The organism is Evansella tamaricis (assembly GCF_019042215.1).
GTDB classification, from domain to species: Bacteria; Bacillota; Bacilli; order Bacillales; family Salisediminibacteriaceae; genus Evansella; species Evansella tamaricis.
In genome coordinates this window covers 1-26,924 of the sequence record NZ_JAHQCS010000173.1, presented here as the reverse complement: position 1 = coordinate 26,924, position 26,924 = coordinate 1, and the positions used below count along the sequence as shown (strand labels likewise).

Annotated in this window: 18 protein-coding genes and 1 pseudogene; all 19 read left to right on the top strand. The window is 40.2% G+C overall.

The window, feature by feature from the left end:
• Positions 1–445 precede the first annotated feature (445 nt).
• Complete coding sequence (locus KS419_RS21540; protein ID WP_217068809.1) at positions 446–1,402, top strand: NAD-dependent epimerase/dehydratase family protein; 957 nt, start codon at positions 446–448, stop codon at positions 1,400–1,402.
• Positions 1,403–1,697: 295 nt separating this feature from the next.
• Complete coding sequence (locus KS419_RS21535; protein ID WP_217068807.1) at positions 1,698–2,645, top strand: HNH endonuclease; 948 nt, start codon at positions 1,698–1,700, stop codon at positions 2,643–2,645.
• Between the two features lie 48 nt (positions 2,646–2,693).
• Positions 2,694–3,110: an SMI1/KNR4 family protein gene (locus KS419_RS21530; RefSeq protein WP_217068805.1), complete on the top strand. Its 417-nt coding sequence runs from the start codon at positions 2,694–2,696 to the stop codon at positions 3,108–3,110.
• A gap of 381 nt (positions 3,111–3,491) precedes the next feature.
• Complete coding sequence (ppc, locus tag KS419_RS21525; protein WP_217068803.1) at positions 3,492–6,245, top strand: phosphoenolpyruvate carboxylase; 2,754 nt, start codon at positions 3,492–3,494, stop codon at positions 6,243–6,245.
• Between the two features lie 492 nt (positions 6,246–6,737).
• Complete coding sequence (locus KS419_RS21520; RefSeq protein WP_217068801.1) at positions 6,738–8,474, top strand: cache domain-containing sensor histidine kinase; 1,737 nt, start codon at positions 6,738–6,740, stop codon at positions 8,472–8,474.
• On the top strand, positions 8,474–9,268 hold the full coding sequence (locus tag KS419_RS21515; RefSeq protein WP_217068799.1) for a response regulator transcription factor: 795 nt from the start codon (positions 8,474–8,476) through the stop codon (positions 9,266–9,268). The genes KS419_RS21520 and KS419_RS21515 overlap by 1 nt, the downstream gene beginning before the upstream one ends.
• Before the next feature lie 112 nt (positions 9,269–9,380).
• The gene (locus tag KS419_RS21510) at positions 9,381–10,700 is read left to right on the top strand and encodes an extracellular solute-binding protein (RefSeq protein WP_217068797.1); all 1,320 of its coding nucleotides are present in this window, start codon (positions 9,381–9,383) and stop codon (positions 10,698–10,700) included.
• Positions 10,701–10,804: 104 nt separating this feature from the next.
• On the top strand, positions 10,805–11,683 hold the full coding sequence (locus tag KS419_RS21505) for a carbohydrate ABC transporter permease (protein ID WP_217068795.1): 879 nt from the start codon (positions 10,805–10,807) through the stop codon (positions 11,681–11,683).
• 15 nt (positions 11,684–11,698) lie between these two features.
• The gene (locus KS419_RS21500; protein ID WP_217068793.1) at positions 11,699–12,598 is read left to right on the top strand and encodes a carbohydrate ABC transporter permease; all 900 of its coding nucleotides are present in this window, start codon (positions 11,699–11,701) and stop codon (positions 12,596–12,598) included.
• Positions 12,599–13,001: 403 nt separating this feature from the next.
• Positions 13,002–14,795 (top strand): sensor histidine kinase, encoded by a 1,794-nt coding sequence (locus KS419_RS21495; protein ID WP_217068791.1) that lies wholly within the window; start codon positions 13,002–13,004, stop codon positions 14,793–14,795.
• Entirely contained in the window at positions 14,792–15,592 is an 801-nt protein-coding gene (locus KS419_RS21490; RefSeq protein WP_217068789.1) for a response regulator transcription factor, read from the top strand. Before KS419_RS21495 ends, KS419_RS21490 begins: the two co-directional genes overlap by 4 nt.
• A 552-nt stretch (positions 15,593–16,144) precedes the next feature.
• Entirely contained in the window at positions 16,145–17,530 is a 1,386-nt protein-coding gene (locus KS419_RS21485) for an extracellular solute-binding protein (protein WP_217068787.1), read from the top strand.
• A 231-nt stretch (positions 17,531–17,761) separates the two neighbouring features.
• Positions 17,762–18,640: a carbohydrate ABC transporter permease gene (locus KS419_RS21480; protein ID WP_217068785.1), complete on the top strand. Its 879-nt coding sequence runs from the start codon at positions 17,762–17,764 to the stop codon at positions 18,638–18,640.
• An 83-nt stretch (positions 18,641–18,723) separates the two neighbouring features.
• Positions 18,724–19,563: a carbohydrate ABC transporter permease gene (locus tag KS419_RS21475; RefSeq protein WP_217068818.1), complete on the top strand. Its 840-nt coding sequence runs from the start codon at positions 18,724–18,726 to the stop codon at positions 19,561–19,563.
• A 445-nt stretch (positions 19,564–20,008) separates the two neighbouring features.
• Positions 20,009–21,463, top strand: a complete 1,455-nt coding sequence (locus KS419_RS21470; protein WP_217068783.1) for an extracellular solute-binding protein — start codon at positions 20,009–20,011, stop codon at positions 21,461–21,463.
• Between the two features lie 157 nt (positions 21,464–21,620).
• Complete coding sequence (locus tag KS419_RS21465) at positions 21,621–22,502, top strand: carbohydrate ABC transporter permease (protein ID WP_217068781.1); 882 nt, start codon at positions 21,621–21,623, stop codon at positions 22,500–22,502.
• A gap of 13 nt (positions 22,503–22,515) precedes the next feature.
• Entirely contained in the window at positions 22,516–23,406 is an 891-nt protein-coding gene (locus KS419_RS21460; protein ID WP_217068779.1) for a carbohydrate ABC transporter permease, read from the top strand.
• 329 nt (positions 23,407–23,735) lie between these two features.
• Complete coding sequence (locus tag KS419_RS21455; protein ID WP_217068777.1) at positions 23,736–25,346, top strand: glycoside hydrolase family 43 protein; 1,611 nt, start codon at positions 23,736–23,738, stop codon at positions 25,344–25,346.
• A gap of 519 nt (positions 25,347–25,865) precedes the next feature.
• A pseudogene (locus KS419_RS21450) lies at positions 25,866–26,444 on the top strand (peptide-methionine (S)-S-oxide reductase MsrA); the annotation flags it as partial.
• Positions 26,445–26,924: the final 480 nt, after the last annotated feature.

Genomic DNA, 26,924 nt, shown 5'->3' with positions numbered 1-26,924 from the left:
TCGAATTCGACAAGTGCCTGTCACCTCCCGTTTTAATTTATTCTTATTAAAGAACATTGGAATTACAGAAGTTAACCATTAAGATTCCCCCTGCCAAACCCCGTAGAAATGCAGTTATCTCCCATGTGACACTAGTAATAATAAAGAAGTTTGATCTATTTTCTACGAAATATCCCTTTACAACATATTCAATATCAGATAATATAGAACAAATGGTGTTCGTTATAAAGTACAACATAAGACTCAGAAAAGTGTTTTATCGAATTTTACGATCATATGACAAAAACTACATCTCTGTATCGAAATATAAATGAAATTCGTCTTTATCACTTTATTAGATTGATACGATACAAATTTTGAAAAAAAACATGTCAGTACTAGATTGAAAAACAACGGAAAGATCCAATTCTTGTTACGAAACTTATTTTTTAAAGGGGATAGTGTGATGGGAAAAACGTTAATAACCGGTGTTGCTGGTGTCATAGGTTCCTATTTAGCGGAAGAACTTCTAAGGAGAGGGATAGACGTTATTGGAATTGATAATTTCTGTACAGGTCAGAGAGAGTTTATGAATAAACTAAAACGGGAATATCCCCACTTTGAACTTGTAGAAGGGGATGTGACGGAAAGGGGAGTGTTTATTAACTCCTTATTTTTGAACGTGACAGAAATCTATCACCTTGCAACACCTAGAGCCACTTCGTTTTTCCAAGAAAATCCTTTCGCAGCTGTAGCAGCATATACCACTGGAACGCAAAATGTATTGAAATTAGCCTATCGAAATGATGCGAAATTACTTTTTGTCAGTAATCCAAAAGCAGAAATGAGCCAAAGTTCGACGTCACTTGAAAGCTTTCAGAATGATATTTCTCAGCCAAACGAATCAAATGGAGAAGCGGCACGTCTTGGGGAAATTTACTGTTATGAATATATGAAAAGATATGGTGTGGACTGCAAGATCATTCGTTTATGGAACACATACTCCCCAGGTTTTTTGGAGAATGACAGCAGAGTAATTGCGAAATTTATCACTCAAGCTGCCGCGGGAAAGAATATTACTATTTTTGGAGATGGGTCTCAAACGGAGACGTTTTGTTATATCGATGACGTCATTGAGGCAATGGTATTAACGATGAAGCATGATCAGGCAAGCGGCGATATATTGGAGATCGGAAGTGATGAGAAGTATACGATTTTAGAAGTTGCTAAGCTGGTGAAAAAAACGGTGGGATCGGATAGCCAAATTATTTTTGATACGGATAAAAAGGAATCCGTAAGTTTTCAATCCCCTAACCTAAATAAAGCGAAAAATCTTCTAGGATGGGAACCAAAAGTTACTTTAGAGGAAGGACTTCAAAAAACAATTCAATCCCTTAAAGCAAAAAATCAGTATACGAAGTGATTTCCTATTCCGCCTTAGCCATAGGTCGAATAAGACGAGTAAAGAAAAGACTCTCTATGTCATGGGAAGACGATAACATAGAGTTAAAACCTCCATTTCTGTTACTAAAAAAGCCCCCCTTCACTTCATCAGTAGGACCTCCACCGCCCATTACCTCTCCATTCAACAATATGGCCATCAATGAGAGGTAATGTTTTTTCATTTCATTTCTAGTATTATTGTAATATAGGCTAAATAGCATAGACGATACATATCTAGTAACCCAAACGTGAATACCCCGAAAAGAGGACCGCCAATGACCATAAATGAGCAAAAACCATACCTGAAACGAACAGGTGAAAACTTGGGAGTTGCCAGTGGGAAATTGATAAAAATGCCATTTTATCTTACTGGCAGACTGACGAGAATCGAATATATTCTTGAATTGGGAGACTACAGCGAGGGGCTCACCCGATTTCTTTTTAACACCACATCCTCAATTAGTCAGGGAATTTGGACGATGGGAGTTGGGATGAAGAGAGGGAATAAACAGACGATTAAATCAGGAGCAGCGGAAATTGGAGATACAACCTGGAAAACGACAAAAGGACTGGGACTAGGCCTTCTGAACGCATCCAAAAATATCGGAAACATCGCCATTGGAGCCGTTCGCCAAAACAAACCTCAACTGACAGAAGGACTGAAAGGCATCGGCAAGCCACTTATCATCGGCGGCTTTCTGTTTTGGATTATCGATGTACCCGATGGAATGGACCACGTGGAAGCATCAAATAACCTTGATAATATCTTTGATCCAGATGACACTGGACTTACTGATGGTCAAATCCAGACGATCAATGCAGATCTGGCAGGAGAGTACCATGCTGTCAGCAGGATTCCCTATGAAACGTCCCAAGTGGAACTGCCAAATGGAATGATAATAGAAGGAGTTTTCCCCATTTTTGACGACGTATCTCCATTTACAGCGACACTGGACCCGGAACTCTATGAAACAAGTGATTACGTTCATATACAGATCGGGAATACACAACTACTGGAAGAACTTGAGACGACCCCGGACCTAGCGGAACAATTCGACCACATCCAAATGGAACAAATTCTTGCTGGAGAAACTCCCGATGGTTACACTTGGCATCATCACCAAGACCCGGGGAAACTGCAGTTAGTGGAAACGGAACCCCACGACTTATCCGCACATACAGGAGGCCGACAACTTTGGGGTGGCGGAACTGATATGCGATAGGTGAAAGGATCAAGAGTGCCACGAGAAACGAAGGAGGCGAAAGATACGATGGGAAAAATACAGTGGCGTTTTTCAAAGGGAGAAATCGATTCCTCTATTCTCTCGGAGGTGGAACGATTTTTTCACATGGACTTACCTCCAGCCTACAAAGAGTTAATGTTATTCCACAACGGGGCACGCCCATTACCAAATTGTATACGTGTTTCCAATGGTGAAATAAGTAGGAAAATCGTCGTAAAGACATTTCTTCCAATTGGAAGAAACTATCATGATAATCTCGTTCAAGTATCAAAACGGCTATCAGAAACCCTCACAAAAGACTATGTTCCATTTGCAAATGACTCCGTAGGGAACTATTTCTGTTTCCATAAAGAGACAGGGCAAATTGTATTTTGGAACCATGAACTGGATAGTATTTTCCCTGTGGCAAACACCCTCGAAGATTTCCTAAACAAACTCTTTTAAGAGGCGACAGGTGACAGGCACTTGTCGAATTCGACAAGTGCCTGTCACCTGTCGTCAGAAACGGAATTTTCTGAAATTAAATGGTCATTTTCTTCATTTTTTGTTAAGATATATAAATACTAACTAGTGCTGACATCATTTTATTTTCGTTTATTCTAGAAAATGATGGTTAAAGGAACGCAGGGAATTCAATTATACTGACTTTTTCCCAAAGCATTCTTCCATTGGCAATTCGTGTTAGTAGACATGAATTGCTTTTTTGTATAAGTTTAAAGGAATAAGTTCTTAGCAAATAATCTAACATGGACGAGTAGTTGACCCATGGTGCGTTCTCTTAACGCGGCAAGGGTCAGTTACCCCCAAAAGGAGGATATTTCTTTTATGATTCAAACAACAGATAATACTTCTCTACTAAGGAACGATGTCAAAAAGCTAGGAAATATTTTAGGAGAGATTTTGGTTCACCACGGAGGTATCTCTCTATTTAATCAAGTAGAAGAAATTCGTGAAATGACGAAAGATCTGCGGAAAAACTATAAAGAAGAATCTTACTTGAAATTAAAAGAAAAGATTCGAAGTTTAGAATCTCCCACAAGACAACACGTGATTCGGGCATTCTCCATTTATTTTCATCTCGTTAATATTGCGGAGCAAAATCACCGGATCAGGAGACGTCGTCAGTACCAATTACAAGATGATACAGTTGTACAACCAGTTTCCATCGAAAGTGCCGTTTCTTTTGTAAAGGACAAGAAGTTTTCGGAAAAAACCATTCAGAGCATCTTAAATGATTTATCCATTGAATTGATTATTACGGCACACCCTACGGAAGCAACAAAACGAACTGTACTAGAGGTACAAAAGCGTATTTCCACTATTCTTCAAAAGTTTGATGATCCTATGCTCACAAAAAAGGAAAGAAAGAATCTGGAGGAAAGCTTATTTAATGAAGTAACTGTTTTATGGCAAACAGACGAACTACGTTATCGAAAGCCAACGGTTATGGACGAAGTAAAGAATGGACTTTACTATTTTGACCAAACTCTCTTTGATGTTTTACCAGATATTCATCATGAAATGGAAGAACAATTAGCTTCTTTTTATCCTGATAATAACTGGGATGTTCCTAATTTCCTCCATTTCGGATCATGGATAGGTGGGGACAGGGACGGAAACCCAAACGTCACCCCAGAGGTAACGTGGGAAACATTAAAGCTTCAACAGAAATTGGTACTTCAAAAATATGATGAGTCCCTTGTGGAATTAATGAAGCGTTTCAGTCAGTCCACTTCCCGAATTCCATTCAGTGAAGAATTGGTTGCGTCAGTTGAACAAGATGAGAAGAAATATTTAAATTCTGGAGAAGGATGGCCAGTTCAAACAGAAATATACCGTAGAAAATTTGCAGTTATGTTAAAACGTCTTAGAGAAGTGGGGATATCTGAAAAAGGCTATAAACAGGCAGAAGAGCTACTTCAAGATCTTAAGCTGATTAAGGAGACGGCGGAAAATCATCAACCATCCTACAACAAGTTGAAAACAATTCGAAAACTTATCCGACAAGTGGAACTGTTCGGTTTCCATCTGGCAACTCTGGACATCCGAAATCATAGCGGAGAGCATGAAGGGGCAGTTTCCGAGATTTTAAAAGTTGTTGATATTACAGAAGATTACGCTTCCCTACGAGAAGAGGAAAAAGTGAAAGTCTTACAAGACGTTCTTGCGGATCCTAGACCATTGATGCTTCTGGAGGAAGATTATTCGAAAGAGACACAGGAGACATTCCAAGTTTTTCAAATGATTAAAAAAGCACATGAAGAGTTCGGAACTCGTTCGATTGAAGTGTATCTCGTCAGTATGACACAATCCCCGAGCGACTTACTGGAAGTGCTTGTTCTCGCAAAAGAAGCGGGAATTTACCGACTTCATGCAGACGGTAAAGTAGAAAGCGGACTTCATGTGGCCCCATTATTGGAAACAGTGGATGACCTCGTTGCAGGACCGGAAATTATGAAAACATTGTTTGAAATGGATGTCTATCGTAACCATCTCCGGGAACGGGGAGACCATCAAGAAATCATGCTTGGCTATTCCGATGGAAGTAAAGACGGTGGAACATTAACCGCTAATTGGAAGCTTTATAAAGCACAGCAGGAAATTCATAAAATGGCCAGTGGTTATGATATCCGACTTAAATTTTTCCACGGACGTGGCGGCTCCCTTGGACGTGGTGGCGGACCATTAAACAGGAGTATTCTTTCTCAACCGCCAGAAACATTAGGGGATGGAATTAAAATTACGGAGCAAGGGGAAGTGTTGTCTTCTAGGTATTTACTCTGTGATATTGCATATCGTAACTTAGAGCAGGCAGCATCGGCACTCCTTGAAGCGTCTGCCTTGGCATATAAACGGGAAGGGAAGGGTCAAACGCTTCCGAAAGTCTGGGAAGACGCCATGGAAGAAATTTCAGGAGGTGCTTTACAAAAATACCAGTCACTCGTTTTTGGAGACAAGGATTTTCTAACCTATTTTAAACAGACGACTCCACTGCAGGAGTTAGCGGCATTAAATATCGGATCACGGCCAATGAGCCGAAAAGGGAGCGAACGGTTTGAGGATCTTCGTGCGATCCCATGGGTTTTTGCTTGGACACAGTGCAGACAAATGATTCCAGCTTGGTATGCTTCCGGTACGGGAATAAGTGCTTTTGCCGAGAAAAAAGAAGAAAATTTACATTTACTACAGGAGATGTATCAGAAATGGTCGTTCTTCCAAGTAACTGTGAATAATCTCCAATTAGCTTTAATGAAAGCCGATCTTTCCACGGCAAAGGAATATATGAATTTAGTAGAAGATAAAAAAATGGCAGAGCGGATTTTTGGTGATATATCGGAAGAATATAACCGTACGCGTGACATACTCTTAAAGATCTCTGGAAACAATGAATTACTGGATCATACTCCGAATATCCAAGAAACGGTGCACCGAAGAAATCCGTATGTGGACCCATTGAATTTCCTCCAAGTAGACTTGATTCAAAAAATGAGGGAATCTGGAGAGGAGTCGGAGGAACTCTTAACAGAAGTGTTGTTGACGATCAGCGGGGTTGCAGCAGGACTTGTAAATACTGGATGATTTAAGGACCTTTGACTATTTGACAATTTTCACCATAGAATGCGGATGATGCACCGTAGCGGAGTGGAGGTTGTCGTGCGGAATTCTTTAGGACTTGAAAAAAGGGAACTATTTTTTCCTTCCATGTATAAAAAATGGAAAGTGGGGGATACTAATTATTAAATTCCCCCCATTTTAATATAATTAGTGAAATCTTAGTAGGTTTCACGCTTAAAAAGTCTCCCATGGGAGGCTTTTTTTGCATATATACACCATTTTACATGAGTAATAGTTATTAAGTACGGATAGAGAGGTGAATCAGCTCTCCATTTATTTGGAAATCCTTCATCCACGACTCCAAACTTTACTCATGGTATAATAAAATTTATCTTTGTATATATTATTGGCTTAGTTGTATAAATATTAACATCTTATCTCTAAAACGCATGGAAACATCCGTTACTCCGCCAGACCAATCAACATGGAAAGGCTGATCACTAAGTGCTCACTTTTATGAAAAAATGGAATACGTTACGAAATCAAATATTACTAGTTTTTATTATCGTAATGGTCTTTGTATTAGTTTTAGCAAACTTCATTACCTTCCACGTGGTTTCAGGAGTACTAAAAACGAATGCAGAAAGGCAGATTCAGCAAACAACCATCCAGGCAAGTGGAAGAATGGATGCCCTTTCGGAACAAATAGACCAGATGACGGTGCAAGTAGTTAATAACTCAAACTTACAGGAACTCCTGCTAAAAGAAGTGGAAGGGAATCCAACAACTTTCAGTGAGCGTCAATCTTTAGTACAAGTGGTGGATTCTTACTTGGCTTACACGGATGGAATCGACTCTCTAGAGCTTTATTTAAATGATGGGACACGGATATTACCTTTAAATGAAGGGAATTTATACAGTGTCATGGATAGAAGTTGGATTGAAAAGGCTGAGGAGGAAAATGGGAGGATGGTTTTCATTGGGGAAGATCCATGGGATCCAGATTACTATCTTTCTGTTCGCCAAGTTACTTTAGTGGACAGTTGGTTTGCCCCTGGTGGCTTTCTTGTTGCAAGAACAAAGGGGAAGTACTTTCAGGTGGACGAACCAAATCAAGATGGGGAGTATATGATTGTGGTGGATAAAGAATCTACCCCCATCGCATCTAATTTTAATGGAGAAATGGACACCCTTTTAAAACAGACCTCGGAACCCCAAATTACAATTGACAACGAAGAGTATATGTTAGTATCACACACTTCGGAGATTACGGATTGGAAAACAATGATTCTAACACCAATAAGTAAAGTGACGGAGGATGTCTCCCTTCTTCGAACATCGCTCATCATTTCAGGGATTGTTGGTGGTTTCGTCTTCTTTTTCCTTTCATTTCCCCTATCAACAATCATAACAAAACCAATTCTCAAGTTAACAGAGACGATGCGGGCAGGAAAACTTGGTGCACTGAAGGCTAGTCCGTCAATGACATCCACCAAGGAGATAAATGAATTAAATGAAACATATAATCAACTGGTAGAAGCGATGAACCATTTGATTCAAGTTGTTTATGAAAAAGAATTAATTCGAAGTAAGGCGGAATTGAAAGCACTACAGGCACAAATCAATCCACATTTTCTTTTTAACACACTGGAAGCACTATACTGGTCCTTGGAAGAAAACGGGGAGGAAGAGCTGTCCGAATATGTATTGGACATGGCCGATCTGTTTCGCTATACCATTAGTGATGATGGTAAAAAAGAGGATTGGGTGCCCCTAAAAGAAGAGTTAGAGCATGTGGAACGGTATATGAGAATTATGCAATTGAGATTCGAAGATCGGTTGACTTGGAAAATGAATGTCTTGTCATCGTATAAACAAGTACAAATCCCACGTCTCACCATTCAGCCATTAGTGGAAAATGCGATTCTACACGGGATTGGCAATAAGAACGGTCCCGGAATGGTGGAAATCAATGTGACACTCCATCAAAATGGAACACAGCTGCTCATAGAAGTGAAAGACGATGGGGCAGGGATGAATCCGGAGACGATTCGTTCTGTGGAAGAAACTCTCGATAATGAACGGACTTCCTATTCTAAACGACACGGACTGGCTCTCGTCAATGTAAATCAACGATTACAACTTTTCTATAAAGGTATGAATTGCAGTGGCATTACAATCGAAAGTGAAGTGGGGAAAGGGACGTCGATCCGATTTACTATTCCCGTTAATGGAAGGGGAGACGAGGTATAATGTATGAGAAAACGGTTTTGATCGTTGATGATGAACCGAGAACAAGGCTAGGAATTAAGAAAGTACTGGATACCTGGAGTAATGGAAAAATAGAGTTGATCACGGTTTCAAGTGGTGCAGAGGCCATAAAAGTTTTTCAAAAATCAAAAGTAAATTTAATTATTACTGATATTCGTATGCCGGAAATGACAGGATTACGTATGCTGGAAACTCTCCAAAATCTTCAGGAAATTAAGCCGGTTGTGATCATTATGTCAGCCCATTCGGAATTTGAGTATGCACAGGAAGCGATCAGGTTAGGAGTAGTGGACTACTTATTAAAACCAATATCCAAAGCAAAATTAATGGGAGCTGTGGAGAGTGCATTGGAAGAAGAGGAACAGAGGGGAAGGGCACATTTGATGGAGAAAGCCATTGATGAGGATCTTGTTTCTTTCATAGGGGTTGAACGGAAGGAAGAATCACCTATTTCCGACGCAATGCGTTTTGTGGATGAAAATTTACAACACCCATTAAGCTTGGGGGACGTTGCGGAGCATGTTCATTTAAATCCCAGTTATTTGAGTGCGCTGTTTAAGGAGCAGGCAAATATGAATTTTAGCGAGTATGTGACAAGAAGCAGAATGCAGAAAGCCAAAACGCTCCTTCTAACTACGAATCTAACAATTAATAACATTTCCGAAGCGGTAGGTTATCAAACACCCAAGTATTTTATGAGACTTTTTAAAGAGACTGTAGGAAAAACCCCTAATCAATTCCGAAAAGAAGAAAAGGGGATGAATCAAATCGGCTAATCTAAAAATAATGCACTTTTCCCTAAACGCTGTTACCTTATGGTACAGCGTTTTCATTGTTATACTTGTAAGCGTATTAATCGAGATAAATACTTCAACAGGGGGAATACAAATGTTTCGGAAAGCGTTTACGACTATTTTAATGACAGTGGCGTCTGTCCTTGTTATTGCCGGTTGTTCTGGTGATGACTCAAGTGGAAACGGTAACAACGAAGGCGCCGGTGGACAAGATGATGTTACAATTGATTTCATGCACTTATGGCCATCTGGAAGTTCTCCAGATCATAATCGGATTGTGAATGGTATAATTGCGGAATTTGAAGATATGCATCCACATGTAACCGTTGAGGTGGAAACACTGGAAAATGAACAATACAGTAATCAATTGCAAGTTATCTCTTCCTCTAATCAATTGCCAGATGTGGGTATGACATGGGCTGCCGGATTTATGGAGCCGTACGTGAGAGGAGAGCGTTTTGCATCACTGGAAGACGTTATTGACGACGAATTCAGAGATTCCTTTGTTGCAGGTACAAGGGAAGCGTATGAAGTGGATGGAACAACTTATGCCCTCCCAGTAGAGTTAAACATTGCACCTGTTTTCTACAATCAAGCTATTTTTGATCAGTACGGTTTAGAAGAGCCACAGACATATGAGGACTTCCTACACATCGTAGATACATTAGTGGAAAATGGTGAGACACCGATTGCACTAGGAAATAGAGATCGTTGGACTGGTTCGTTATGGTATATGTACCTTGCTGACCGATTCGGTGGAGATACAGCGTTAAACTCTGCTATTGACCGAAGCGGAACGTTTGAGGATCAAAGTTTAATCTCTGCTGCAGAAGAAATTCAAAATTTAGTAGACCGTAATGCCTTCATCCGTGGGTTTAACGGATTATCTGACCAAGAGGCAAAATCAGAGTTTATGAACGGAAATGCAGCCATGTATTTAATTGGTTCGTGGGATTTACCGAACTTCACAACGAATGAAGAGGTACCACAAGAGTTTAGAGATAGTATCAGCTTTTTCCGATTCCCGAACGTGGAAGGCGGACAAGGGGATATGGATAGCTGGGTTGGTGGTCCTGGAGTCGGACTATTCGTTGCCGAAAACTCAGATGTGAAAGAAGAAGCAAAAGAATTTGTGAGATACTTTATCGAGCGTTGGGGAGAGCAGTCTGTAGAAGAGGCAGGAATCATCCCTGGAACTCAAGTGGATACAAGTGAAGTGGATCTGCCTGACTTGTTCATTGAAGTACTTGATGAATTGAACAATGCTACTAACATCACTCTTTTCGCAGATGTTCAGATGAGTGCGAACGTGGCAGAAAGACATTTAGACTTAATCCAGGCATTATTCGGAAATGAAGTGACACCAGAAGACTTCGCAAGACAACATGAAGAAGCATTACAGGAAGAAGACTAAAGGTTAAAGGTTAAGATTTCGAAAGAGGAGGGGCATATCCTATTTTGATATGCCCTTTCGTTATCATGAAATAGGAACAATAATTAAGAAGGGAGCGATAATGAATGAATAAAGTAATGTCTGATAAAAAGGTAATTGCACTTTATGTCCTCCCTGCATTCCTTTTAATGATGGTACTCGTTTATATCCCAATCGTACTCACTGGTTACTACGGTTTAATGAGGTGGGACGGAATCGGTGCCATGGAATTTATTGGGTTGGATAATTATAAGCGCTTGTTAAATGATTCCATGTTTTGGCGTAGTGCAACTCACTCTCTATTACTTGCCATTTTCTCCATTTTGAGTTTAGTAGGCTATTTAATTATTTCCCTTGTTTTAGCGGGAAAAATTAAGGGAGCAGATTTATTCAGAAAGATCTATTTAATTCCAATGCTACTTTCTTCTGTGGCGATCGCTCAATTATGGATGCGAATCTATCACCCAACAAATGGTGTAATGAACCGATTCCTTACTTCTATTGGAATAGAGAATACACCACTATGGTTGGCGGATACAAACATTGTATTATATGCTATTTTTATTCCAATTATTTGGCAGTATGCTGGATTTTATATATTAATCTATTACGCAGCACTTCGAAATGTCCCTAATGAATTAGTAGAAGCAGCGAGGATTGACGGGGCAACCCCTTGGCAAATCGGTTATAAGATTAAATTACCGTTGATTATGGGAGTTATTAAAGTAACGATTGTCTTAGCTGTGGTAGGTTCTTTAAAATACTTCGACTTAATCTGGGTAATGACTCAAGGTGGACCAAATGGTGCCAGTGAAGTTATTGCATCATATATGTATAAACAGGCGTTCAATTCGTATAACTTTGGATACGGTAGCGCCATTGGATTTTTCTTATTGATTCTTTGTTTAGTCGTTACATGGATCATCCGTAAACTGACTGCAGATAAAGAGGAAGTACAATACTAAAAGGAGGTTTTGGCGATGGAATTTGAGAATGGAAAGAACGGACAATCACAAACATCACCTGTGCCGAAGGGATTATCCGAGAAGACTGGCTTACAGCGTTTGGGAAAAATCTTTTTATATGTCTTTTTAATTGGTGTCGCTGTTGTCCAAATACTTCCTTTAGTATGGTTATTTCTCTTTTCATTAAAGAATAACCAGGAAGTCTTTAACTTACCGCCACTGGCTTTACCACAAGAACCACAGTGGGGAAACTATGTAAGGGTTTGGACAGAAGGGAACATAGGGCAATATTTCTTTAACAGTGTTTATATTACGGCATCTTCCGTTATCCTCACTGTTATATTTGCAAGTTTAGTAACGTTTGCGATTACGAGAATGCGCTGGAGGTTAAGTAAACTAGTATTGGGTTTATTTATGGTTGGGTTAATGATCCCGGTTCACTCCACACTGATTCCGTTATTTAACTTCTTTACCAATGTGAATCTCATGGACCATCCGGTAGCGATCATTTTAACTTATACGGCATTCAATTTACCAATTACAATTATGATTTTACTAGGATTTTATTATACTTTGCCGCGGGAAATTGAAGAGGCAGCAATCATGGATGGCTGTTCACTCCACAGGCTGTTTTTCAAGATTATCCTGCCGATGACAGCACCAGTAGTTGCCACAACGGCGATCATAAATATGATTTATAACTGGAACGAATATGTCTTTGTTAACACGTTTATCAGTTCTGACAAATATAAAACATTAACGGTTGGGATACAAAACTTCATAGGTCAATATCAAACCGACTGGGGTGCCATCGGCGCAACCTTAATGATTAGTATTCTCCCAATCCTGATAGCCTTTGTTATCTTAAGTAATCGCATCGTAGAAGGAATTACGTCCGGGTCTGTTAAAGGCTGATGAAAAGTCCATCTAAACTTATACATTATTGTAGGCATTCTCCATTCTTTGGGGAATGCCTTTTTTAAAAGGTAATAATTTATAAGTTTTGGCACCTTCGGGCATTGTCTAGCTCTAGCGCCTACTCGCTGCGGAAGAGACACTCATGCCGCCTTCACTCCTCTAAGATTTTCTCAAAAAGCAACAACCTTCCCGCAACCACAATTCTCGATCCTTCCTTTTCTAAACCTCTTTCCTAACCTTTTTCCAATCATCTCTGAAAAAAATAAAGGAAATACAGGAATTAAATGGTATTATAAAAGTAATATATTTCCGATTAAATGAGAAGCAACCCTCATTACCTTTTGACAGTAATTGACTAAGACAACCCATTATACACAGAAGAAAGGTTGGTCAAACAGCCATGTTGAAGAGGAATAGTAAACAACGGTTACTGACACCATTCTTCTCTTTTCTAAACCGTACAAAAAAATGGAATACACTGAGAAACCAAATTTTTATCGTATTTATTACTGTGATGGTCATTGTCCTCCTTATTGTGGGAGTTAATACATACAACGTTGTTTCGGCTGTTTTGAAAAGTAATGCCGAAAAGCAGATTCAGCAGACGGCAATTCAAGCAAGTGGAAAAATGGAAGCGCTTTATGAACAGGTGGATACGTTAACACTGCAAGTGGCGACTCACTCCCATGTGCAAGATACTCTGTTGAAGGAGGTCTTGGGTGATTCAGTCAGTTTTAGTCAGAGGCAGTCTTTGATGGGGGTTGTAAACTCCCATTTAGCCTATTATAACGGGATTGATTCCCTGGAACTTTACTCAGTAGACGGGAAAAGAATGTACCCACTTCATGAAGGACAACTTTCCAACAGGCTTGAAGAGGTGTGGATTGACAGGACAGACGAGCAGAGGGGAAGGCTTGTTTGGGTCGGACAAGATCCCTCTGATCCTTCTTATTTCATTGCAATCCGGCAAGTGACCCTCCTTGATCGTTGGTTCTCTCCTGGTGGATATTTACTGGTCAGGATCAGAGACAGCTACTTTCAATTCGAAGATACGAATAATGAAGAAGGGGAATATATGGTTCTCTATGACCATTCACAAACTCCTATTTTCTCTAATTTTGATGGGGACATTATTCAGATATTACAGGATCATAATAGAACGGGACACCTTTCCATCAACAGACAGGAGTATATGATGGTAGAACACTTTTCCAAACTGACGCAGTGGAAAACAATCATTTTGACACCTATTGACTTAGTAACAAGAAATGTATCCGTCTTACGTTCTGCTATCATTGTTTCTGGTATTCTCGGATTTTTTATCTTTCTATTATTCTCATTATTTCTATCCACCGTCATAACAAGGCCGATCCTGAAATTGACAAAAACGATGAGATTTGGAAGGTTAGGGGCTTTAAAAGCCCATCAGGAAACCTCTGCCACCTATGAGATCAATGAATTAAACGAAACATATAATCAGATGGTAGAGACAATGAACAATTTAATTGAAGAGGTATATGAAAAGGAAATTACCCGTAGCCGTTCAGAATTAAAAGCACTACAGGCACAAATCAATCCACATTTTCTTTACAATACACTAGATGCCCTTTACTGGTCACTGGATGCCAAGGGAGAAGATACATTGGCGGAATATGTCCTTCATATGTCACAGCTTTTCCGATATACGATCAGTAATCCAAAGGAGGACGACTGGGTTACATTAAAAGAGGAAATCGACCATATCGAACGTTATATGAAAATTATGCAAGTTCGGTTTGGGAAAAGATTAACATGGCGTCTGGATGTGCCTGAAACCTACCACCATATGAAAATACCAAAGCTACTGATTCAGCCATTAGTGGAGAATGCTATACTACATGGAGTTGGAAACAAATCAGGAGAAGGAACGGTTGAACTTCTCGTTCGTCCTGCGACGGAAAAATCGAGAGTAATGATTGAAATTAAAGATGACGGTGCTGGTATGGGCGAAGAAATAGTCCAAAAGATTTCATCATCACTTGAAAATAAGAATACCGGCTATTTTAAAGGAAAAGGAATGGCTATTGTCAACTGTAACAAAAGACTTCAGTTATATTTTTGTGAAGATCAGATTCGGGAGATCGCTTTCGAAAGTGAAGAGGGGAGAGGAACAACTGTATCGTTTGAAATTCCATTCAATGGGGTGAGAGAATGAGCTACTGGAAAACCGTGTTACTTGTTGATGATGAACCAACGACATTAAATGGTCTACGAAAAACTCTGGAACTATGGGCAGAGGGACAAACGAGTAAAGTGGAGATACTTTGTGCATCCAGTGGAATGGAAGCTATGAAAATTTTGGACACGAGGAGAGTTCATGTACTGTTAACGGATATTCGGATGCCGGAAATGACCGGACTTGCCTTGGCCCAATTATTGGAGAAGAAAGAAGACGCTCCAGTTGTTCTCATCATGTCTGCCTATTCCGAATTTAAGTATGCTCAAAAGGCTATTCAGTTAGGTGTGGTCAACTATCTATTGAAACCAATCAGCAAACAGGAACTGATTGATTCGGTGGAAAAAGCGTTTGAAGTCGAAGCAAATAGGGAACAGTCCGGTTTGATCAAAAAAGTGGTAGATCAGAATCTCCTGCAGTTCGAAGATCAAGATCACCAGACTGCATCCATAATTAAAGATGCCATAAACTATGTAAATCAAAATCTCCATGAAAAATTAACGCTTAAGGAAGTAGCTGATGCTGTACATTTAAATGCCAGTTACTTTAGTGTTTTATTTAAAGAGCAGACCAATTTAACATTCAGTGATTATTTAACACGGCGCAGACTACAAGTGGCGAAACACCTTCTGTTTACCACAGATATTCCTATCAATGATATCGCTGAAAAGGTGGGGTATCAAACGGCCAAATACTTTATTAAGATTTTTAAGGAATCTGTTGGACAGACACCTAGCCAGTACCGAAAAGAGATCTTAAAACAAAAGAATCATTAGAAGAGGTCACTTCTCTTCATTTGCACGGTTGGAATAAAAAATTCCAGCCTTTTTTAAAAGATAAGCAGAAAGTATAAGTTTTTGCACCTTCGGGCATTGTCTAGCTCCACCGCCTACTCGCTGCGGGGCACTGCGGAAGTGACAACTGAAGTCAAAGAGCGGACTTCTTGTTGTCATTCCTCCACTGCCCTACGCTCGTGTTCATAGGCGCTTGCGCTTTTCTTATTGTCTAGCTCCACCGCCTACTCGCATAGGAACTGAAAAAATGGTGCTTTTCGAGGGCACTGAAAAAGTAGTTTTAAACTTTTTCAGTGCCCTCGTGCTTTTCCACTTTTACAGTCCCTCCTTAATCGCTGCGGGGCACTGCGGAAATGACAACAGAAGTCAAAGAGCGGACTTCTAGCTTATTTCTTCAAATTCACTGTCCAACGTACGGTCATATGGTTAGAAATCCAATGAAAATGGAATTTCATCCAATCATCGTGACCTTATGAAGCGCTTCTACCAATGGTATCCTTAAGATGATTTTAAGAAAGCGAAGGGGGCTATTAAATGTTTAAGAAAACGCTTACTATGTTATTGCTTATTTTATTTGTCTCTATTTTTGCATTGACAGCTTGTGGCAGTGACGATGAAACGGATGCGACAGATGATGCACAAGGGACGAGTGATAACGACACAGAAGAAGTGGATGATGGGACAGATGAAGACGGAGATGACGGTGACGGAGTAAAAGAAGAGGTCACTATCGATTTCATGCACTTGTGGCCGGCAGGAATCTCTGCTGGACAAAATCGTATCGTTAACGAAATTATTGATCAATTCCAGGATGAGTACCCGCACATAAAAGTGGAGCAGGAAGTGTTAGAAAACGAACAGTATAAGACGAAACTTCAAGTTGTATCATCATCAAATCAATTACCTGATGTGGGGATGACTTGGGCAGCGGGCTTTATGGAGCCGTATGTACAAGGGAATCTCTTCTCCCCATTGGACGACATATTGGATGATCCATTCCGTAGTTCTTTCGTATCAGGAACATTAGAAGCGTATTCCGTGGATGGGGTAAATTATGCGTTCCCATTGGAACTGAACATAGCTCCTATTTATTACAACAAAGGGATTTTCGCGGAGCATGGACTGGATGTTCCAGAAACTTACGACGAATTTCTAAATGTCGTTGAAACATTAGCAGATAACGGTGTTGCACCGATTGCCCTTGGAAACAGAGACCGATGGACCGGTTCATTATGGTATATGTATCTTGCAGACCGTATTGGAGGAGAGAGCGCATTAAATTCTGCGATCGACCGATCGGGAAGCTTTGAAAATCCAGCTCTTATTCAAGCGGCAGAGGAAACTCAAAAACTAGTAAATATGGATGCTTTCAACCGTGGTTTTAACGGCTTATCCAATGATGAAGCAAAATCAGAATTCTTAAACGAAACAGCAGCAATGTATCTCATGGGTTCATGGGAACTTCCTAACTTCACCACAAACGAGGATATCCCTCAAGAGTTCAGAGATAATGTTGGATTCTTTAAATTCCCTACCATTGAGGGGGGAGAAGGGGATCTCGATAGTTGGGTTGGAGGACCTGGTGTAGGCTTATTCGTTGCGGAAAACTCAGAAGTAAAGGAAGAAGCGAAGTTATTTGTGAAATACTTTGTGGAAAAATGGGGAGAGCAATCTGTAACCGGTGCAGGTGTTATTCCGGGAACAGCAGTGGATACATCTTCCATCGATCTTCCACAGTTATATATTGATGTATTAAATGAATTGGGAAATGCCTCTAACATTACTTTATTTGCAGATGTTCAAATGAGCCCTGGAGTAGCGGAAGTGCACTTAAATATGATCCAGTCACTATTCGGTAATGATGCTACACCAGAGGATTTTGCAAAAACACATGAGGAAGCCTTAGCCGAAGAAGAGTAATAGACTAAGGATGCTAGTTAGGTTCAGGTACTTAAAACAGCAGATTATTATATGACTGAAATCAGGTGCCAAGCTTACTCCACGTTCTCCAATATACAAGAAATGTATATTGTGTTGGGGAAGCTTGGCCCTTAGCTTTTTATAAATGGAGTCCAAAGCCAAGATTGGCGATGATTTATGTTATGAGTTCTTTGCATGCTATATGATTTCAAAAAGAAAGGGGAACACGAGATGGACAAAGTAATGTCCGATAAAAAAGTCATCCTTTTATATGTTCTCCCGGCATTAATTCTCATCATGACAATTGTATATGTTCCAATTATCCTTACAGGTTATTACGGGCTCTTAAAATGGGATGGGATTGGAGAAAAAACCTTTATCGGGTTGGATAATTACTCTAAACTTCTGACAGACTCCATGTTTTGGAAGAGTACGTATCATTCCTTTTTGTTAGCGGCCTTTTCAGTTATCAGTTTAGGTGCCTATTTGTTAGTTTCTGTTATTTTATCAGGAAAAATAAAGGGGTCTAATCTCTTCCGTAAAATATATTTAGTACCGATGCTTTTGTCATCGGTGGCAATTGCGCAGCTTTGGATGAAAGTCTATCATCCTACTAATGGAGTGATGAATCGATTTTTACTTTCTATTGGAGTGGAGAATCCTCCCCTTTGGCTGGCGGATACATCGATTGTACTGTATGCCATCTTTCTCCCGATTATATGGCAATATGCCGGTTTTTACATCTTAATTTATTATGCAGCACTAAAGAACATTCCAGAATCTTTGGTAGAAGCAGCAAGGATTGATGGTGCCTCTCCATGGCAAATAGCCTATAAAATAAAAGTTCCATTAATTGCAGGAGTCATTAAAGTCACTATTGTACTAGCTGTGGTTGGGTCGTTAAAGTATTTCGATTTAATTTACATCATGACAGATGGGGGTCCTAATGGAGCTAGTGAAGTCATGGCCTCCTATATGTATAAACAGGCATTTCGGATGAATGATTTTGGGTACGGAAGTGCAGTCGGATTCTTCCTTTTACTCATAGCACTCACTGTCACTTGGCTCATTCGTAAATTGACTGCAACTAAAGAAGAAGTTCAATATTAAAGGAGGGAATATTCATGGTGGAAACAAAAGTGTCAAAATCTCAGACTAAGTCGACCTCCCAATTGGAAAAACCGCCGAGTCTCATGAGGGGCCTCATGTTGTCAAAAATAACCTCATGGGTTTTATTTATATTATTAAGTGTTCTCGCAGTGGTCCAACTCCTTCCTTTAGTATGGTTATTCTTTTTTTCCTTAAAGAATAATCAGGAGGTATTTAACTTGTCCCCGTTGGCATTCCCCACTGAACCAAAGTGGGAAAATTATGTTACTGTATGGACACAAGGAAATATAAACACTTATTTTTTCAATAGTGTCTGGATTACTGCTGCATCTGTGTTACTTACCGTCTTTGTCGCCAGTTTTGTAACCTTTGCAATCACAAGGATGAAATGGAAGTGGAATAAACTTGTTTTAGGATTGTTTATGGTTGCTATGATGATTCCTATTCATTCCACACTTATTCCCTTGTTTAGTTTTTATACGACAATTGGAATAATGAACCATCCTTTGGCACTTATCATAACCTATTCTGCATTTAACCTTCCAATCACGATCATGATATTGCTTGGTTTTTATTATACATTACCAAGGGAAGTGGAAGAAGCGGCGATCATGGATGGATGTTCCGTGCACAGGCTTTTTTTTACAATTATTTTACCTATGACAAAGCCTGTTCTCGCAACCACTGCGATTATCAATATGATTTACAATTGGAATGAATACGTTTTTGTAAATACATTTATAAGCTCTGATAGATTTAAGACACTTACGGTGGGAATTCAAAACTTTATCGGACAGTATTCCACCGACTGGGGAGCAATTGGAGCAACGTTAATGATAAGCATCATTCCTATCCTCCTTGCCTTCTTTGTATTAAGTAATCGCATCGTAGAAGGAATTACGTCCGGGTCTGTTAAAGGCTGATGAAAGTCCATCAAAACTTATACATTATTGTAGGCATTCTCCATTCTTTGGGGAATGCCTTTTTTAAAAGATAAGAATGTATAAGTTTTTGCACCTTCGGGCATTGTCTAGCTCCAGCGCCTACTCGCTACGGGGCACTTCGGAAGTGACAACTGAAGTCAAACAGCGGACTTCTAGTTGTCATTCCTCCACTGCCTTATGCTCGTGTTCCTAGGCGCTTGCGCTTTTCTTATAAATTTATACATAAGGTAGGGTTGATCTCAAATCTACTCTATATATTTTTTTTAAGGTATATTTTTCATTAATTTTTGAACAATATGTATGTCTGTTACTTTATAACAATAACTATAGACTGGATTCTCATATGTCTGACCTTTACGTGGATACATAGGAATCACAGCAACTTAGTTAATTGAATTTACTAAATATCTTAGGAGGTTCTGAAATGAATAAGAAACGTTTGTCTTTACTTACCTTGTCAACTCTCTTTTTCATAGTGCTATCAGCTTGTGGACAAGCAGATCCAGCACCGGGGGATACTGGTGGCGGTGCAGGTGATGGGACTGGAGGGGGAGAAGAAGCTGTCATTGATTTTATGCATTTATGGCCAGCTGGAAGTTCCCCTGACCACCATCGTATAGTGAGTGAAATTATCGCTGAATTTGAAGATGCCAATCCTGGGATCACAGTTAATATGGATGTACTGGAAAATGAACAGTATAAAAATCAATTACAGATTATCTCTTCTTCTAATCAACTGCCGGATGTGGGGATGACATGGCCAGCAGGATTTATGCAACCCTATGTCAGGGGGAACCGTTTTGCCTCCTTAGAGGACATTTTAGAAGATGACTTTCGGGAATCCTTTGTAGCAGGTACAAGGGAGGCTTATGAAATTGACGGGACGACATATGCTCTTCCGTTGGAATTAAACATTGCCCCTGTCTTTTATAATCAGGCTATTTTTGAAGAGTACGGATTGGAAGCACCGGAAACCCAAGAAGAGTTTTTGAATGTCATTGATACACTTGTGGATAACGGTGTTACTCCGATCGCATTAGGGAACCGTGACCGTTGGACAGGATCCATGTGGTACATGTATTATGCAGACCGCTTAGGGGGCAATGCACTGACAGAAGCGATTGAGCGTAGTGGAACATTTGAAGACCCTGGATTAATTGCAGCAGCAGATGAAATTACCAACTTAGTGGAAAGAGATGCCTTCATTAGAGGTTTTAACGGCTTATCGGACCAAGAGGCAAAGTCAGAATTCATGAATGGAAATGCTGCAATGTACCTTATTGGTTCATGGGATTTACCAAACTATACAACAAATGAGGATGTGCCTCAGGAGTTCCGGGACAACATTGGATTTTTCAAATTCCCCACCGTGGATGGTCAAGGGAGTATTGATAGCTGGGTCGGTGGACCTGGTGTAGGTTTGTTCGTGTCTGAGGCTTCTGATGTTAAAGAAGAAGCAAAAGAATTTGTCCGATTTTTTGTAGAACGTTGGGGTGATCAGGCAGTGGAGGATGCTGGTGTCATTCCTGGAACCCAAGTAAATACAGCAGAAGTTGATCTTCCAGACTTGTTCATCGAAGTCCTCGATGAGTTGAATAATGCAACGGATATTACGCTATTTGCAGATGTTCAAATGAGTGCCGGTGTAGCGGAAACCCATTTAACGCTAATCCAAAGATTATTTGGGCTAGAAGTATCTCCGGAAGACTTTGCCAGAGAGCATGAAGAAGCCCTTCAAGAAGAAGGTGGACCTCAAGCTGACGGTGATGCTGAAGAATCCGCACCGGATGAAGAAGAGGGAGCAACAGATGAAGAAGAGGTGGAAGAATCCACACAAGATGAAGAAGAGGTAGACGAAGATGCGGAATCGGAAGAATAAGTAAGTAATGCAGAAGGGACATACCCATTTTGTATGTCCCTTTCTTTTCAAGATAAAAAGCATGAGAAATTCTTTTTTAATGAGGGAGCACAAGTTTTCTTATCGCTGTCTAGCTCCAGCGAAGAGCGAATGTTTGAAGGAAGGGAGAGAACAACCTGTGGACAAAGTAATGTCCGATAAAAAAGTTATCATACTGTATATCCTCCCCGCATTTCTGTTATTGATTGTTCTTGTATATGTACCTATCGTATTAACGGGATACTATGGATTAACAAGATGGGATGGAATTGGTGAAAGGGAATTTATTGGATTAGCAAACTATACAAGACTGATGTCCGATGGAATGTTTTGGCGTAGTGCATACCACTCTTTTTTACTTGCAGTATTTTCTCTACTTAGTTTGATTGGATATTTAATTATTTCTATGGTTTTAGCGGGAAAAATAAAAGGTGCGGATTTATTCCGAAAGATTTATTTAATTCCAATGCTCTTATCCTCTGTAGCTATTGCACAGTTATGGATGAGAATTTATCACCCGACAAATGGGGTGCTGAACCGGTTTCTAACTTCCATCGGAGTGGATAACCCACCACTTTGGCTTGCTGATACGAATATTGTGTTGTTTGCAATATTTATACCGATCATATGGCAATATGCTGGTTTCTATATATTGATTTATTATGCTGCATTGAAAAACGTCCCGAATGAACTAGTGGAGGCAGCGAAAATTGATGGAGCAACTCCTTGGCAGATAGGATACAAAATTAAATTACCATTAATTTCGGGAGTGATCAAAGTTACAATCGTTCTCGCCGTTGTTGGGTCACTTAAGTATTTTGATCTGATCTATGTGATGACGGACGGAGGCCCGAATGGAGCGAGTGAAGTGATGGCTTCCTATATGTATAAACAAGCTTTTCGGACGTATAACTTCGGCTATGGTAGTGCTGTAGGTTTCTTCTTACTTGTTTTATCTCTCGTTGTCACCTGGTTAATACGCAAGGCCACCACATCAAAAGAGGACGAAGTACAGTATTAAGGAGGTTAAGTAAATGGATCAAACAGGGAACCGCGAAAATAGAGCCAACAGGGAATCCCCTCCAACAGAAAATCCCTTACTACAGAAGATTGCCAAAGGGATTTTATATATCTTTTTAATCGCTGTTGCGATTATTCAAGTACTTCCATTATATTGGTTATTCCTGTTTTCACTTAAAAGTAACCAAGAAGTCTTTAATCTGCCACCACTTGCGTTGCCACAGGACCCCCAGTGGGAGAATTATGCGAGAGTATGGACTCAAGGAAATATAGGTCAGTACTTTTTTAACAGTGTGTTCATTACTGCGTCTGCGGTCATTTTAACGGTATTATTTGCAAGCTTAGTGACGTTTGCGATTACTAGAATGAGATGGAAATTAAATAAGCTGGTGCTTGGATTATTTATGGTTGGTTTAATGATTCCAGTACATTCCACACTCATTCCTTTATTTAACTTTTTCTTAAACATTAACTTGATGGATCATCCATTGGCGATCATTTTAACGTACACAGCATTTAACCTTCCAATTACCATCATGATATTACTTGGTTTTTACTATACGTTGCCAAGGGAAATCGAAGAAGCTGCCATCATGGACGGTTGCTCTGTCCACAGGATGTTTTTTCGAATAATCTTCCCAATGACAGCTCCGGTTGTTGCCACAACAGCTATTATCAACATGATTTACAATTGGAATGAGTTCGTCTTTGTTAATACATTTATCAGTTCTGATCGGTTCAAAACATTAACCGTCGGTATTCAAAACTTTATCGGGCAATATTCCACCGATTGGGGAGCTATAGGTGCCACTTTAATGATCAGTATTTTACCTATTTTAATTGCGTTTATTTTATTAAGCAACAGTATTGTAGAAGGGATCACCTCAGGTTCAGTAAAGGGGTAAGGTGAAGGGCTACCATTACTCGGTAATTAATTAAGCTTGTAGCTTGTATTACTCCGGCAGATTCTGTGAAAAGATTAAAAGTAGTGGTGCCGGAGAAAGACTTCGGCACCACTCTAAATGTATGTTGTATGTATGAAAAATCGAAACATTTTTTTCGAATGGACTTCGGGGCAGATACTCAGAAAAATGGATAGGAAGGGAAAGGCAATTTTCTTTAGTTTATGGGGGTATAAACTAAGGATTATCAATTGTTTGTGAAATAACGAATATGTTATAGTCGGGTAGAATGACCGTGTAAGCGAATACAATATTGATAAGAGGTGTTTAGAATGGCAACAATTCGTAACCCTATTTTAACCGGATTTAATCCTGATCCAAGTATTTGTCGTGTAGGAGAAGATTATTACATAGCAGTTTCAACGTTTGAATGGTTTCCTGGAGTAGGAATCTATCATTCGAAGGACTTAAAGAACTGGCGGTTGGCGGCGCGTCCGGTAAATCGTCTCAGCCAATTAAACATGTTAGGAAATCCTGATTCCGGTGGAGTTTGGGCACCGCAACTGTCCCATAGTGACGGACAATTTTACCTGATTTACTCTGATATTAAAGTAACAGACGGGCAATGGAAAGATTCCCACAACTACCTTATTACTTGCGATACGATTGATGGAGAATGGTCTGAAGCTATTTACATGAACAGTTCAGGGTTTGACCCATCCCTTTTTCACGATGAGGATGGTAAAAAATGGTTCGTGAACATGCTTTGGGATCACCGTGTGGGACATCATAATTTCTATGGTATTGTATTGCAAGAATACAGCCATGAACAGCAAAAGCTGGTGGGGAAAAAGGAAGTAATTTTTAAAGGAACAGATGTTAAATTAACGGAAGCACCTCATTTGTACAAGTGGAATGGCTATTACTACTTATTAACGGCAGAAGGTGGAACGAAATACGACCATCAGGCAACGATTGCACGATCGAAGAATATTAACGGACCTTATGAAGTTCATCCGGAAAATCCGTTAATCACTTCTTTCCCTTATCCGCGAAATCCTTTGCAAAAAGCAGGACATGCATCGATTGTTCAGACGCATACGGATGAATGGTTCTTAGTTCACTTAACGGGGCGGCCGTTATCCCGTGAAGGACAGGCACTGTTAGATCCACGTGGTTATTGCCCTCTTGGTCGTGAAACGGCAATTCAACGTCTGGAGTGGAAAGAAGACTGGCCATATGTGGTTGGGGGAAACCAGCCATCTTTAGAAATCGAAGGACCAGCAATAGGGGAAGTAAAATGGGATCCAGATTATCCGGAGAAAGATGACTTCGATTCGGAAGTACTGAATTTAAATTTTAATACACTACGTATTCCTTTAGGGGAAGACATCGTGAGCCTGAAAGACAATCCTGGCCATTTGCGTCTTTATGGACGGGAATCATTAACTTCAAAATTCACACAGGCATTTGTGGCCCGTCGCTGGCAGCATTTTAACTTCCGTGCGGAAACAAAAGTGGCGTTCAATCCTGAATCTTTCCAGCAGTCTGCAGGTTTAGTGAACTATTATAATACGGAGAACTGGACGTCCTTTCACATTTCATGGCACGAAGAGAAGGGTCGTATCCTGGAATTAATGACATGCGATAACTTCACATTTGATATGCCATTAAAAGGGCAAGAAATCGTAGTGCCAGAAGAAGTGGAATATGTTTATATGCGCTCTGATGTGAAGACAGATACGTATGTCTATTCCTATTCCTTTGATGGGGAAAACTGGACAGAAGTTCCGGTAACTTTTGAATCCTATAAACTGTCGGATGATTACATCCAGGGTGGCGGTTTCTTCACGGGTGCATTCGTAGGTATGCGTTGTCAAGATACATCTGGCGAAAGCTTACACGCCGATTTCGATTACTTTACCTATAAGCCAGAGGAATAAGAGATTCATTTATAAGCCACAGGAATAAGGGATTCATTACCTTCTGGTTGGTTTTGATAAGTAAAGTAGTCCTGAAAAAATAGGTAAGAGCAGCGGCACCTAGTGGTGTTTGCTGCTCTTTTGATTACAGAAAAGAAAAGTGTCCGGAAAAGGTGCAAGGTTCATCGTTGAGGTTCTTGACTATTTCGAAGGAGGGGGTATTCCCTACCATAAGGAAGCTGTATTCAGAGAACTTTTATATTTAATAAATATAATAAATGTGTTTTATAATAAGAGGCGAATACCAATAATAGGCTTGGTGTCTAATCATAAATAACTACAATTTTTTCCGAAGTCAAAACAATCTGTGAGAAAGAGATAGACTAGAAGTAAAGAAAGAGGATGATGTTAGGAGGTGTCACTATGGTATGGGTAAAAAGGCAAAACGTAAGAGTTGACGCAAACGTTGAGGGAACCTCAGACGGAAACGTAAACTTTGATGGAACCGCAACTTTTGGAATGGGCTGATTCTGGGGACCTGATGCCCGGTTCGGTCATCTGAAGGGTGTAGCCAGAACACGCGTAGGTTATGCAGGAGGAACGACGGAGAATCCCTCCTATTGTGAAATGGGAGATCATACGGAAACTTTGCAGATCGATTATGACCGTGAAATCATAACATACGAAGAAATTTTACGGACGTTTTGGAAAAATCATACCTCTCTAAGAAGGGGGTATCGTGGCAGACAATATATTTCCATTTTGTTTTATCATGATGAGAACCAGAAATTAACAGCATATCAAACAAAGGAACAGATGGAAAATGAATCAGGCATGACAATAGAAACTGAAATAGTGCCCTACGATAAGTTTTATCTTGCAGAAGACAGGCATCAAAAATATTATCTAAAACGGTGGCCATCAGCAATCACTGCATTAAGGCAGTTGTATATAACAGAAGAAGAATTAATACATTCCACCTTAGGTGCCCGACTCAATGGATTTGTAAAGGGATACGGTAGGTTAGACTTACTAGCGAAAGAAATAAGGGAAGAATGGATGCTGACGGAAGAAGAAAAAGAAACGATGATTGCTGTTATCAATGAAATTCGGTGGTAAACCAAGAGATAACTGAAAGGTGGGTAGTCGATCATCTTACTGGTGGGGTAGCCATTCTTTTACATTCTTGTTTTCTAATCGTATCAAGGGACGGTTTGCCGTCGGTAAGAAGATGTTAGTTGGAAATAGTACCCGAAGGAGAGGGAAGTTCGGTTGTTGGGTAAGAAGTTGCCGGAACTAGTGCCCGAACCGGAGGGATGCTCGGTTGTTCGGTAAGAAGATGAAGGAACTTGTGCCCGAACGGGAGGGATGCTCGGTTGTTCGGTAAGAAGTTGCCGGAACTAGTGCCCGAACGGGAGGTATGCCCGGTCGTTCGGTAAGAAGATGAAGGAACTTGTGTCCGAACGGGATGGCCGCTCGGTCGTTCGGTAAGAAGATGAAGGAACTTGTGCCCGAAGGAGATGGCGGCCTGAGGTTTCGGTAAGAAGTTGCCGGAACTAGTGCCCGAACGGAAGGTATGCTCGGTTGCTCGGTAAGAAG